The 11,943-nt window shown below is 70.6% G+C and carries 11 protein-coding genes; 10 read left to right on the forward strand and 1 reads right to left on the reverse strand.

From position 1 onward, the window contains the following. Positions 1-45: 45 nt before the first annotated feature. Positions 46-612, reverse strand: coding sequence for a hypothetical protein (locus ACFWUQ_RS08805; RefSeq protein ID WP_384534841.1), 567 nt, complete (start codon positions 610-612; stop codon positions 46-48). A 422-nt stretch (positions 613-1,034) separates the two neighbouring features. Between ACFWUQ_RS08805 and ACFWUQ_RS08810 the strand changes: the two genes are divergently transcribed. From ACFWUQ_RS08810 to ACFWUQ_RS08855, 10 genes are all read left to right on the forward strand, one after another. Then, on the forward strand, positions 1,035-1,778 hold the full coding sequence (locus ACFWUQ_RS08810) for a GntR family transcriptional regulator (protein WP_384534844.1): 744 nt from the start codon (positions 1,035-1,037) through the stop codon (positions 1,776-1,778). A 621-nt stretch (positions 1,779-2,399) separates the two neighbouring features. Then, positions 2,400-3,467 carry a hypothetical protein gene (locus tag ACFWUQ_RS08815; protein WP_384534847.1) on the forward strand — a complete coding sequence of 356 codons (1,068 nt, stop codon included), beginning with the start codon at positions 2,400-2,402 and terminating at the stop codon, positions 3,465-3,467. An 83-nt stretch (positions 3,468-3,550) separates the two neighbouring features. Continuing rightward, positions 3,551-4,993, forward strand: coding sequence for a replicative DNA helicase (gene dnaB / locus ACFWUQ_RS08820; protein WP_384534850.1), 1,443 nt, complete (start codon positions 3,551-3,553; stop codon positions 4,991-4,993). A 10-nt stretch (positions 4,994-5,003) separates the two neighbouring features. Continuing rightward, the gene (locus ACFWUQ_RS08825) at positions 5,004-7,217 is read left to right on the forward strand and encodes a Mucin-19 (protein ID WP_384534853.1); all 2,214 of its coding nucleotides are present in this window, start codon (positions 5,004-5,006) and stop codon (positions 7,215-7,217) included. Then, positions 7,214-7,465, forward strand: a complete 252-nt coding sequence (locus ACFWUQ_RS08830) for a hypothetical protein (protein WP_384534855.1) — start codon at positions 7,214-7,216, stop codon at positions 7,463-7,465. Before ACFWUQ_RS08825 ends, ACFWUQ_RS08830 begins: the two co-directional genes overlap by 4 nt. Continuing rightward, positions 7,462-8,262 (forward strand): hypothetical protein, encoded by an 801-nt coding sequence (locus ACFWUQ_RS08835; RefSeq protein ID WP_384534857.1) that lies wholly within the window; start codon positions 7,462-7,464, stop codon positions 8,260-8,262. The genes ACFWUQ_RS08830 and ACFWUQ_RS08835 overlap by 4 nt, the downstream gene beginning before the upstream one ends. Positions 8,263-8,275: 13 nt before the next feature. Beyond that, the gene (locus ACFWUQ_RS08840; protein WP_384534859.1) at positions 8,276-8,632 is read left to right on the forward strand and encodes a DUF192 domain-containing protein; all 357 of its coding nucleotides are present in this window, start codon (positions 8,276-8,278) and stop codon (positions 8,630-8,632) included. Between the two features lie 214 nt (positions 8,633-8,846). After that, the gene (locus ACFWUQ_RS08845) at positions 8,847-9,194 is read left to right on the forward strand and encodes a hypothetical protein (protein WP_384534862.1); all 348 of its coding nucleotides are present in this window, start codon (positions 8,847-8,849) and stop codon (positions 9,192-9,194) included. Continuing rightward, a complete protein-coding gene (locus tag ACFWUQ_RS08850) occupies positions 9,191-9,454 on the forward strand; it encodes a hypothetical protein (protein ID WP_384534865.1) in 264 nt (87 codons plus the stop codon). Before ACFWUQ_RS08845 ends, ACFWUQ_RS08850 begins: the two co-directional genes overlap by 4 nt. After that, positions 9,451-11,856 carry a Helicase associated domain protein gene (locus ACFWUQ_RS08855; protein ID WP_384534867.1) on the forward strand — a complete coding sequence of 802 codons (2,406 nt, stop codon included), beginning with the start codon at positions 9,451-9,453 and terminating at the stop codon, positions 11,854-11,856. The genes ACFWUQ_RS08850 and ACFWUQ_RS08855 overlap by 4 nt, the downstream gene beginning before the upstream one ends. Positions 11,857-11,943: the final 87 nt, after the last annotated feature.

Below are 11,943 nucleotides of genomic sequence, written 5' to 3' on the forward strand. Positions count from 1 at the left end.
CAGTCATGCGGGGCGGCCGGGGCCGTGGTCGATCGTGCGGTTGGGTCAGCAGGCCGGGCGCTGCGGGTGGAGTGTGGTCATCGGAACCGACGGGCCGTCCAGGGGGGCGTCGCCAGCGGGCATTCGCTTGCGGGCAATATCAACGGCATCAACCCGGTCCAGCACCGCCTTCCAGTCGGCTACGCGTCCGGCCGGGGTGCGCTCCGCACGAGCCCGGAGGGCCTGGACGGTGCGGGGCGTGAACGGCCTGGGCAGCACGGTGGTCGGGCGTCGGCTGGCGATCTCGGCGCCGCCGTCCTGGAGGCGCTCCAGCCACGTCTCGTACGCGACGTCGACGTCGATCAGGCGGTTGCTGCCCTGGCAGCGGACTGACGGGTCCTTCCCCGCACGGCCTGTGTCGTGCGGGACTAACTTCTGCTGCCGAGCCTGGATGCCCGTGATCGGCACCCACGTCTTGCAGCCGGGGCAGATCAGCGACGCGCAGGCAGGGCGCAGGTCGTACTGGTGGGGCTTGAGGGTGGAAATGACGAGCGCCGGGCGGCCGTTGACGTTCCGGGAGCGGGTCCGGCTCCTGCGGGGGCGGGCGGTGGGCTCGATGGTCGAATCAGGCATTTGGACTCCTCGTATGTGAAGTGGCAGGGGGCGCGTCGCGATGCTCTCTCTGCCGCTCCGGGCCGCCCGGCTTTGCTGGGCGCCCCGCAGGACAGACAGCGCATCGCGCTGTGACGTGCACACAGTCCGTCGGGCTGTCAGGCCCGGGGGAGTTTGGTGGAGCTCTCGACCCCGGCCGCCCCTTGGGGCAGACGACGTACTGCGGTGGATCTGATCAGCGGTTTTCGGCATGGGGTTGCCTCTGCCGCTCTGCTGAGCCCGATCGGACCTCGCTAGCGACGTAACAAGGAAAACCCAATCTCGCTAGTGATGTCAAGACTTCGCTAGCGATGTATGCTCGTGTCGAACGGGACGCCGCCGTTGATCTCCTCGTGCCGCGTCGTAGGATCGCTAGCGAGGTAGGAGAGGGGATGACTGGCGGAATGACCGAGCAGCCGAAGTACCGCGAAATCGCTGACGCTCTGCGGGAGGCGATTCGCAATGGCGAGTACGGCCCCGGGGACCGACTCCCCGGTGAGAATCCCCTCGCCGCCCAGTACGGAGTGGCCGCGATGACAGCACGTCAGGCCCTACGCGACCTCAAAGCCGAGGGCATCGTGGAATCCCGTAGGGGCGCCGGATTCTTCGTCGTGGAGCCCTTCACTCCGATCCGGCGACGCAGCACCGCCAGACTCAGCCGGCAGCACTGGAAGTCCGGTGGGTCGCTGTTTGCCGCAGACGACGCACGCGCACTGACGACTGACAGCCACGTCCTCGGCACCGTTCCACCACCCCAGGCGGTCGCCGAAGTTCTTCAGCTCGGCGACGGAGAGCAGGTCTTTGCCCGGTCCCGGCGCCACGTTGTGGAGGGGCGACCGGTGCTTTTGTCCACGTCGTACCTGCCCGACCAGTTGGTGGCCGGCAGTCGGATCACTGAGACAGACACCGGCCCCGGTGGCATCTACGCCCGCCTCGCCGACCTTGGCGCCGAGCCCGCCCACTTTCGGGAAGAAGTCTTGATTCGCATGCCGTCGGCCGACGAGCGCGCAGGACTGAACATCGCAGCCGATACGCCGGTGATCAAGATCTGCCGAACCGCTTTCACCGAGGACGGCCGCGCTGTCGAGGTCAACGAGATGACCTTGGACTCGCGTGCATACGTACTGGAGTACGACTTCGGTGCCTAGCTTCGCCCCCAGCCTTAGCCCCAGACGAGTGACCTCGAAACGGATGACTCAATGACGAAAATCATCGCTCCGCCGTAGCAAGACCAACGGCCGCCCCTGGTAGCACAGGAACGGCCGTCGAAGCGACTCCCCAGCCGGCAAGCATCCGGAGTCGTGGTCAGCGCAGTGACCGCGCTTGGTGCCTGGACCACCAGGGGCCCGTCGGTCACCTACCCAACACAATAGACGTCGATCCCTGGGCGAGCCCAGCACACCCTTGCCCAGGTGGCCCGCGTCACAGTTGATCAGCTGATCCATGGCTCCCTCATCAAGGGAACCTTGCGTGTCAAACCAGCACAACGCCGCCAGTGCGGCCGCACCGACCCCGAGCCCGCCACTGCGCGGGCCGGGCTTGCCCAGTGACGCCCCGCCGGGACGTCGCCGAAATGGGCAAGCCCCGCACCTGCGCCTTTCGGGCCGCGGGCAAGCCTTCGGGCAAGCCCCGATGTGGAGAGTTCACGGCACAACTTCCGTCAGGAGGAGTGCTGTGCACCCGAACTACCCTCCGACCGCCACCACGTGGGTGGAGGTCCGCCTTCGTACCGCCCTGCCCGTAGCCGGCCGCCGCAAGTCGGTGCCCGCATGAGCGAGCGCCACGACTTCGACCTCGCCGCCACCATCGTCCGGGGCCAGGCCCCGGCGCGCGCCGTGACCGTCCAGCGGGCCGTGGCCTTCAGCGGCCGCCTGACGCACCAGCTCGACTACGTCGTCTACCTCCACGTCCTCTTCGCGATCAACAGCGGCCTCCAGGTCACCGTGCCCGGAATCGTCGCCTCGGTCCGCGAGGCGGGCGTGCGATCGGCGAAGAGCGGCACCGAGCTCGTCGGCCGGGACGCCGTCTACGAGTCCTTTGCCCGGCTCATCGATGCACGTTTCATCCGCCGCACGACCATCCCCAGCCCGAAGGGCAAGGGGTACCGCGGGCTGACCTCGTACGAGGTGTACGAGCACTTCGAGGACAACCCGGACTACTCGCCCGAGGGCTCCTCCGAGGAGTCCGACACCAAACTTCCGGTGTTCGCGGAAACTGCTGTTTCCACAGGTCAGACCACTTCCGGTGTTCGCGGAAACAAGGGTTCTTCCGGTGTTCGCGGAAGCGGTGTTCGCGGACGTGGTGGATCGTTCGTTTCCGCAGGTCAGCCCACGTCCGCGAACACCGGAAGTGGAACGGGCTCCCCCCCACACCCCCCGGAGGAGGTAAATACCTCCTCCCCCTACCCCCTCGGGACAGGTGCGGATGGTGTGGCGCCTGCGGCGCGGGAGGAGGAGGGGGAGATCCCCTCGAAGCCCACTGCCTCAGCTGAGCAGGTCGAAGCAGCGTCGCAGTTCCTCCAGGTCCTGCCCCGCCCTTGGACCGCGGGACGAGTGACGGCTCGAACCCTCGCTCCGTTGCTTGCTGAAGTCGTTGCCGAGCAGGGCTGGGAGCTGGACGACTTCCTGGTCCGAGAGCTCACCCAGAACCCCGAGGGCGTGAAGCGTCCGACGAAGGTGCTGAAGAGCCGCATCGAGGACCTCCCCCGCCGGCTGGCCGCCCGCAAGGACGTACCCAGGCCTCGCCCTGCCGTTGCCGAAGACCCCGACTTTGAGCCGGTCCCGATGCCGGACAAGGTCGCTTCGATCCTCACCGGCCTTCGACGGCCGGCTGTCTGAAGCAGTCCCGGACATGACGGCGGCGGCCGCTCCCGCGAAGAACCGGCCGCCGCTGCAGACCACTACCTGACAGGAAGAGATCCATGACCAGTGTCCCATCCCCCGCACCGCCAGCGGAGGACGAGCCGTTCATCGAGCCCACCTTCCGCTCCGCCCGCAACCAGCCCGACCGCCAGGCCTTCGACCGGCTTCCGCCCCAGGACCTGGATGCGGAGCGGTCGGTCCTCGGCAGCATGATCCTGTCGAAGACGGCTATCACCGACGTGTCCAACCTGCTGGCTGCCGACGACTTCTACCGCCCCGCCCACCAGACGATCTACCGGGCGATCCTGGAACTGGCGGCCAAGGACCCGGTCGACCCCCTCACCCTTGCCGACGCACTCCTGAAGTCCGGCGACCTCGCGAAGATCGGCGGTGCCTCGTACCTGCACACCCTGGTGCAGTCCGTACCGACTTCCGCCAACGCCGAGTACTACGCCGAGATGGTCCGCGAGCGGGCCGTCCTGCGCAGGCTGGTGGCCGCAGGCACGAAGATCGTCCAGATGGGGTACGAGGGAGCGGGCGAGCTCGACGAGATCACTGCGGCTGCTGCCGCGGAGATCGCGGCCGTGACCGAGGGGCGCGACCGGCAGGACGACTTCTTCACCCCGAGCAACACCCTCGAAGGAACCCTGGACATGATCCAGGCCGCCGAGTCCGGCAAGGAGATCACCGGTGTAAGGACCGGGTTCACCGACCTGGACTCCCTGACGAACGGCCTCCAGCCGGGGCAGATCATCGTGGTGGCCGCCCGGCCCGGCATGGGCAAGTCCACGCTGGCCATGGACTTCGCGAGGGCCTGCACAATGCCGCGCGGCAAGAACCGTCAGCCCATCCCCGACGCCGGCCGCCCGGCGGCCTTCATCACGCTGGAGATGAGCATCGACGAGCTGAACATGCGCGCCCTGTCCGCGGAAGGAGACGTTGCCCTCCACCACCTGCGCTCGGGCACACTTGACGAAGCCGGATGGGAGCGCCTCGCAGTCGCCGCCAAGCGGTACAGCGAGGCACCGCTCTACATCAACGAAAGCGCGCGCTCACTGGCCGAGATCCAGGCGAAGTGCCGTCGGCTCAAGACCCGCATCCCCGACCTCGCCGAGATCATCATCGACTATGCGCAGCTGGTCGAAAGCGGCGGCAAGCGGCACGACAACCGCGAGCAGGAAGTCAGTCACATCTCGCGGAGCCTCAAGCTGCTGGCGAAGGAGCTCCACTTGCCAATCATCCTGCTGTCGCAGCTCAACCGCGGGCCGGAGATGCGGGCGGACAAGAGGCCCCAGGTCTCGGACCTGCGTGAGTCCGGCTCGATCGAGCAGGACGCGGACATGGTCATCCTGCTGTACCGCGATGACGCGTATGAGAAGGAAAGCCCCCGGGCCGGTGAGGTCGACATCATCGTCGGCAAGCACCGCAACGGGCCGACCGCAACCATCACCGTGGCGCAGCAGCTCTACATGTCGCGCTTCGTCGACATGGCCAACACCTGAGGGGGACCAGATGGACAACAAGGAATACTCCGCCGGCCTCACCGAGCTGCGGGCCGTACGCGACGAACTCAAGCCGCTGGAGCGCGAGCTGGCCCAGCTCCAGGCCAAGGTCGGCAAGCTGCGCGAACGACGGGCCGAGAAGATCCGCGAGCTCGGCGGGTACGCGAAGGCCACTTCGGACCGGATCGCGACGGCCGCCGGCCTCGGTGTGATCGACATCGTGGCCCTGGTGCCCTCTCTGGCCCCTCAGGGCGCCCCTGAGGCGCCCGGAGAGCCTCCCGCGACCGAAACCGTCACCAGTGATCAGCTGGCCGCTCAGGCGCCCGCAGAGCCGATCAAGGAAATGGCCGCGCCGGCGAAGCCGGATGAGCCGCAGACCGTCGAGCCGTCCGGCACCGTCGCTTGTCTCGGCGTCGCGCCCGCCGACGGCACCTCCGACCTGGAGGTTCTCGCCGACCCTGAGCAAGCCGCAGCCGCTCCGGCGCCCATTGCTGCCGGGACGGGAGAGGCCGAGCGTGTTCTGCCCTCGATTCCCGCGGGCGCCGAGGGCGACGCCTGGTTCCGTGCCGAGCCCAACCTCGCGTCGAAGCGGCCGAACTTCAAGCAGGCGGCGCGGGGGATGGCGTTCCTGGACGCCGCGACCGGCGTCCTGGTGTGGCAGGGCGGCACGGTCCGCCTGGACCTCGGCCGGGCCTCGGTGGCGAAGATCCTCACCGCTGTCTACGCGGTGGCTCCGGCGTCGGTGGAACGGATCTACGTCACTGCGGGCGACCCGTGGCACCAGGGCGCGGAGCGTCACGAGTTCCTGAAGGACGCCGTCGCCGCCTGGCTGAACGGACCGCTCCCGGACGGCTGGACGGTGGAGGCTTCGCGCGGCCGAGACCGGCAGGCCGGCCACCTGGTCCACCCCCGAAACCCGGTCGGCCGCTGGCAGCGCGGCGACCAGCACACCGAAATCCGCAGCGTGGGCGAGTGGTTCGACCCCGAGGGCGCCGACCCGGCGACGGTGCGCGCCGCGTTCGTCGAGCTGTGGAAGGCGCTGCGCCCGCACTTCGAGGACGTCGTCCTCATGGGCTCGCCGTCGCAGACCGGCCGGGACCTGTGGTCGCGGACGATCCCGACCAAGGCCGGCGCGAAGTGGGCTGACGGCTTCCCCGTCATGTCGCAGGAGATCCGCGGCCTGCTCCACGCCACCGCCGGTCAGGGCCGGACCGAGCTGATCACGCCGCCGCGCGTGCCGGAGCGGGTGCCCGGCTGGTACGAGGTCGACCGGACCTTCGCGTACGCCAAGCACACCTGGGCGTCCGGTGTCGGCGTGCCGCGTCGGATCACCGCCGCGACCTTCGCGGCCATGACCGAGAAGCAGCAGACGAACGCGCTGTTCGCGCCGTCGCACTGGCAGGTGCGGGTAACGATCCCCAAGGACTGGACCCACGTCGGACTGCTCCCGGCCCCGGCGCCCGGGGAGCGAGCCTGGCACTACCCGTACGAAGGCGGCCGGACCTTCACCACGTGGGCGGGCGGCGCCGAGGTCAACCTCGCGCTGCGCAACCCGATCGCGCCGTGGCGGATCGAGATCCTCGACGGCCTGCTGTGGGAGTCCGGCGATCCGCTGAAGAGCTGGAGCACCAAGCTGCGCGACGCCTGGCAGGCTCTGCGGGCCACCGCCGAGATCCACGGCGACGAGCAGCAGAAGCAGGCATGCCGCCTGGCCTCCCGCGCGGTGCGCAGCATCCTGCTGTACGGCATCGGAACGTTCGCGCAGCGGCCGCGGATCACGACCGGCTCGCTGGAGCTCGGCGCTGGCGGCGAGGTGCCCGACCTGCCGGAGGGTGCGCGGCTGACCGGCATCACGGACACCCACATCACCTGGGAGCGAAACCAGGGGTTCTCGCGCGACCAGTACGCCCACCCCGAGTGGGCGGCCGGGGTCTGGTCGGCGGCCCGGGCGGCCCTGCTGTCGGTGAGCACCAGCTCGAAGGACCCGCAGACCGGGAAGCCCATGAAGGCCGGCGCACTGCACCTTCCCGCGGGAAGCATCCTGGCCTTCCGGACCGACGCCATCTACACCTCGGCGCCGGTCGACTGGGAGTACGGCGGGGAGCCGGGTGACTACCTGCTCAAGGGCCGCATGCCCTGGGAGCAGACCACCCCGCGCAACGACGAGGAGTTCTACTACCTGCAAGCTCTCGGCCGTCAAGCCTACGAATCGGAGGGCATGTGAGCAGCACCGACGTGGTCTGGGGCGGCCAGTGGGAGCACCCGGCCTGCGGCGCCTCGGGCGAGTCCATGTGGGGTGACGAGGACACCGTCCACTCCGAGCACGACTGCGGCCGCGAGGGCGCGGTCGTGTGGAGCGCGGAGTGGCGGTGCCACGGCTGCGGTGATGAGGGCGACGACCAGTTCGAGGACGGCAGCCCGGTGTACGCCGACCACGAGTGTGAAGACGAGGACGAGGAGGTGGCAGCGTGACACCGCGCAGGAGGAAGCCGACGGGCGGCCGGGGCGCGCAGCGCAACGAGGCCGCCCGGCTCACCGACGAGCTGGCGCGGGCCGGGTTCAGCCGGAGGCAGGTCGGCGAGATCCTCGGTCGCAACCCGTCCCTGGTCAGCCAGTTCTTCACGAAGAACAAGGGGGCGTCGATGGTGGAGGCGCTTCGGGCCGTGGTCCAGGAGGTGCAGGCCGGCGGCCCGCGGGATCTCGCGAGCCTGAAGGCGCTGGCCGCCGGGCACGTTCAACCGCGGCTGAACCGCGAGGGCTACAAGGCGCGTGTGCGCGGGAAGACGCGGGTGCGGGCGGAGCGGACGGTCAAGGACGCCAAGGGCAAGCCGGTCATCGGCGCCGACGGGAAGCCGGTTAGGGCCTGGTCCTCGTCCCTGGCCAAGGCCGGCAAGCAGCACATCTCCTCCGGCGCAGGCCGGCTGCGGCCCGTGGTCGACGACGCGGCCGCCAACGGCGGGAAGATCGCCTTCACCGTCCGGGCCCGCAAGGGCTCCTTCAAGCACGACGCCGGCCGCCGGGCCGACTCCCCCGGTGTCCGGCGCAACGTCGTCCAACGCCGTGATGGGACCGAGGAGCGGGCCTACGCCGATAACCGCGGCGGGCCGGGCTCGGGCGAGGAGGGGTTCGACGGCGCCGAGTTCAAGGCCCTGGTCGACGCGGCCGGCGGGGACGTCGCGGCTGCCGTGCAGAAGTGGCTCGTCGACAACGACCGGATCGAGCCCGGTACGCCGATCGTCGGGCTGGAGATCCGCGCTTGGAAGCCCTAGCTAGGGTGGCCGCATGGTGAAGTGGCGGGACGGCAGCGGGCAGTTGCGGAGCGGCCCGGTGGAGGTGGAGCTGGAAGTGGCCGCCTCCTACCGGGCCCGGACGAGGGGGCTGCTCGGGCGGGACGGGATCGCGGGGGCCCTGCTGCTCACTCCGGCCGGCAGCGTGCACACCTTCCGCATGCGGTTCGCTATCGACGTCGCCTTCCTGGACCGGCGTCACCGCGTCATCGCGATGACCACCATGCCTCCCAACCGCCTGGGCCTCCCGAGATTCCGCTCCCGCCACGTCCTGGAGGCCGAGGCTGGCGCCATGACCGCCTGGGGCCTGCGCGTCGGCAGCGTGGTGGAGCTGCAGCAGGGTCCTGCGTAGGGGGACACCCTCTAGCCAGGTGTGGCGGCCCCGGGGCCCGTTGCCCGGGGCCATCCACCCACAAGTATGCATTCTCTTGAAATGCATTCGAAGAGGATGCATACTCGTGGTGGCGGTGCACTCGCACCGCACAGACCACCGAGACCGGCATGACCGACGGACTCCCGGACTGACCCGCAACTCCCCCGCGAGCCCTGCCGAAACGGAGCAGCCGATGACCGACCTCCCGCCTCCCTTCGACGCCGCCTACACCAACGCCCCCCACGTCCAGGAGGAGACCGAGGAGCTCATCCGCCTGCGACGCGCGGGCCGGATCAGCGACCGGGACTGGCTGCTGCGCCACGCGGCCCTCACCGACCGGCAGACCCGGAGCGCCGACCCCGCCGACGGCAAGGTGCAGACCGCACTCCAGAGGAGCGTCGACAAGCTCATCGCCTTCGACACCGCGAACGGCACGACGGCCGGCCCCCTCGCCCCCGACAACCCCGCCTGGGCGGCCGATCCCCGCGGCTACGTCCGCCAGGAGTACGCGATCTGGGCCACCGGGAACCTGCGGCCGTGACCGCCGGCAACATCCCAACCATCAGATGCGACTACACCGGCGAGACCGGGGCCGGCGACGGAGACGCCGAGTGCGACCGCGAGTGGTTCGCTCCGGTCCCGATGCCCCACCACCGGGCCCTCCGCGCCTGGCTGCGCGCACGCGGATGGCGCAGGCTGCGCGACGGCCGCGACCTCTGCCCCGACCACGCCCACCGCTCCCCCACCCCGACCGCCCCGCGGCCCCAGGGCCCGGAACCCGAGAGCAAGGCGAGCCCATGACCGACACCCGCACCGCTCCCCCGCCGCTGCGCCCCCACCAGAGCGAGGCCCTGGCCCGCGCCGTCGAGGAACTCACCCCCCGCTCCCCCGCCGAGCCCCCGGCCACCGGCCTGCGCACCCAAGTCATCATGGCCACGGGCAGCGGCAAGACCCTCGTCGCCGTACGCGCCGCCGAACAGGTCGGCGGGGAGCGCGTCCTGGTCCTGGTCCCCTCCCTGGACCTCCTCGACCAGACGGCCCGCGCCTGGCGGGACGGCGGCCGCACCGGCGCCTTCGTCGGTGTCTCCTCCCTCGACTCCCACGAGACCGGCTTCCCGCACACCACCGACCCGCACACCCTGGTACGACTCACCTCCGGGCACGAGAGCGTCACCGTCTTCGCGACGTACGCCTCCCTCGGCAACGGGATCCTGGAGGCCGCCCACGAAGCCGGCCTGTCCCCCTGGGGCCTGATCGTGGTGGACGAGGCGCACCGCACCAGCGGCCGGGCCGGCAAGCCGTGGGCCGTCGTCCACGACAACGCCCGCATCCCGGCCGCCGCGCGCCTCTACATGACCGCCACCCCCCGCATCTGGACCGCGGGCGACGACGAGGACGGCGAAGAGCTCGTCGCCTCCATGACCGATGACCCCGACGGCCTGTTCGGCCGCGTCGCCTACCACCTGCCGCTGGACACCGCGATCGAGGCCGGAATCATCGCGCCGTACCAGGTCGTGGTCGTGGACGTGCAGGACCACCAGCTCAACGCCGCGATGCTGTCCGCCGACGAGGACTCCGACACAGTGCGCGGCCTGCGGCTCGGCGCCCTCCAAGCGGCCACCCTCAAGGCCGCCGAGGAGGAGGGCCTGCGCCGGGTACTCAGCTTCCACCAGCGGGTGTCCGAGGCGGAGGCCTTCGCCGTCGGCCTGCCCGGCAAGGCCCGCGACCTCCGCCGCCAGGACGGCGAACCGGAGCCCTCCGAGGACGCCGGCGTCTGGGCGCAGTGGCTGCACGGCGAGCACAAGCCGGCTCACCGGCGCCGCGTCCTGACCCAGTTCGCGGCCGGCCTGACCGACAGCGGACAGGACGCGCGGCTCTCCCTCATCGCCAGCGTGAAGGTCCTCGGCGAAGGCGTCGACACCCGGGAATGTGAGGGCGTGGTCTTCTGCGACGTCCGCGGCTCGATGCCGGACCTGGTCCAGGCCGTCGGCCGCGCCCTGCGGATGCAACCCGGTGAGGGCAAGATGGCCACCCTCCTGGTTCCGGCCTTCCTCTCCGCCGGCGAGACCACGGAGTCCATGCTCACCTCCCCCGCGTACGCGGGCCTGGCCAAGCTCCTCGCTGCGCTGCGCGCTCACGACGCCCGCATCGAGCAGCTCACCAACCCGACCCCCGCACGCACCGACGCCACTGCCTCCGGGCCCGCTGACCTCGACGGAGCCCCGGAGGACGAGCAGGCCATCGTGAGCAGGCCGGCCCGTGCGCTCCTGCGGTTCTCGCAGCCGCGCGACGCCCACCAGCTGGCGAGCTTCGTCCAGCTGCGGGTCCTTAACCCCGAGCGGGTCCAGTGGCGTCGCGGCCTCCAGGCTGCCCAGCGCTACCGCGCCGAGCACGACGACCTCCGCGTTCCGTACGGCTTCCGGACCCCCGCCGACTGGTCCCCGGCCGCCTTCCCGCTCGGTGTCTGGATCGCTGACTGTCGTCGCCACTACAAGGCCGGCGCCCTCGACGGCGACAGGATCGTGCAGCTGGAGAAGCTCGGCATGCTCTGGAGCCTTTTCGACGCCCGCTTCGACGAGGGGCTCGCCGCGGCCGCCGCCTGGGCCGCCGAGTCCGGCGTCGGCCTGGCCGCACCCGTGGACGTCGACCTCGACGGGTACCCCATCGGCCGCTGGCTCAAGAACCAGCGCGCGGCCGCCCGAAGGACGAAGGCGCCGCTCTCCCCCGAGCGTCGCACCGCCCTCGCGGAGATCGACCCGGACTGGTGCCCCGACTGGAGCATCGACTGGCAGAGGGCCTTCCGCCTCGCCCACCGATACGTAACCGCTGGCGGTGCGCTGCCGAACGCTCCCGGCATCCTCGTCAAGGACGGCGAGGACCTCGGCCGCTGGGCCGCCGCGCAGCGCCAGGCGTTCGGGAAGCTGTCGGGGGAGCAGCAGGCGATGCTCGCAACGGTCGGCATCACGCCGGCTCCCGCCCCCATCAAGCGGACCCGTGAGGAGATGTGGGCGCACAACCTGCGAGCGGCTGCCCAGTACCGCGCCCGCGTCGGGAACCTCGACGTAGCGCGCAGCCACACCGAGGAGGTCGACGGCGAGTCTGTGCGGCTCGGGGCGTGGATCAGCCAGCAGCGGGTCAAGGCCGGAAAGTTGTCGGTCCAGCGGGTAGAGGAGCTGTCGGCCCTGGGCATGCGCTGGTCGTAGAGCAGAGCAGCGTCCGGCCGTCACGCGCGGCCGTAGAGAGTGGGGGGGGGGCGCCCAGCCGGGGGACCCCCCCACAACCCCTTGGCG

It is taken from the genome of Streptomyces sp. NPDC058662 (genome assembly GCF_042716255.1).
Lineage (GTDB): Bacteria > Actinomycetota > Actinomycetes > Streptomycetales > Streptomycetaceae > Streptomyces.

Excerpts from the sequence above, each read along its gene's own strand:
- ACFWUQ_RS08805 (WP_384534841.1), bottom strand. The coding sequence starts at position 612 with ATGCCTGATTCGACCATCGAGCCCACCGCCCGCCCCCGCAGGAGCCGG.
- ACFWUQ_RS08810 (WP_384534844.1), top strand. The coding sequence starts at position 1,035 with ATGACCGAGCAGCCGAAGTACCGCGAAATCGCTGACGCTCTGCGGGAG.
- ACFWUQ_RS08815 (WP_384534847.1), top strand. The coding sequence starts at position 2,400 with ATGAGCGAGCGCCACGACTTCGACCTCGCCGCCACCATCGTCCGGGGC.
- dnaB (WP_384534850.1), top strand. The coding sequence starts at position 3,551 with ATGACCAGTGTCCCATCCCCCGCACCGCCAGCGGAGGACGAGCCGTTC.
- ACFWUQ_RS08825 (WP_384534853.1), top strand. The coding sequence starts at position 5,004 with ATGGACAACAAGGAATACTCCGCCGGCCTCACCGAGCTGCGGGCCGTA.
- ACFWUQ_RS08840 (WP_384534859.1), top strand. The coding sequence starts at position 8,276 with ATGGTGAAGTGGCGGGACGGCAGCGGGCAGTTGCGGAGCGGCCCGGTG.
- ACFWUQ_RS08845 (WP_384534862.1), top strand. The coding sequence starts at position 8,847 with ATGACCGACCTCCCGCCTCCCTTCGACGCCGCCTACACCAACGCCCCC.
- ACFWUQ_RS08855 (WP_384534867.1), top strand. The coding sequence starts at position 9,451 with ATGACCGACACCCGCACCGCTCCCCCGCCGCTGCGCCCCCACCAGAGC.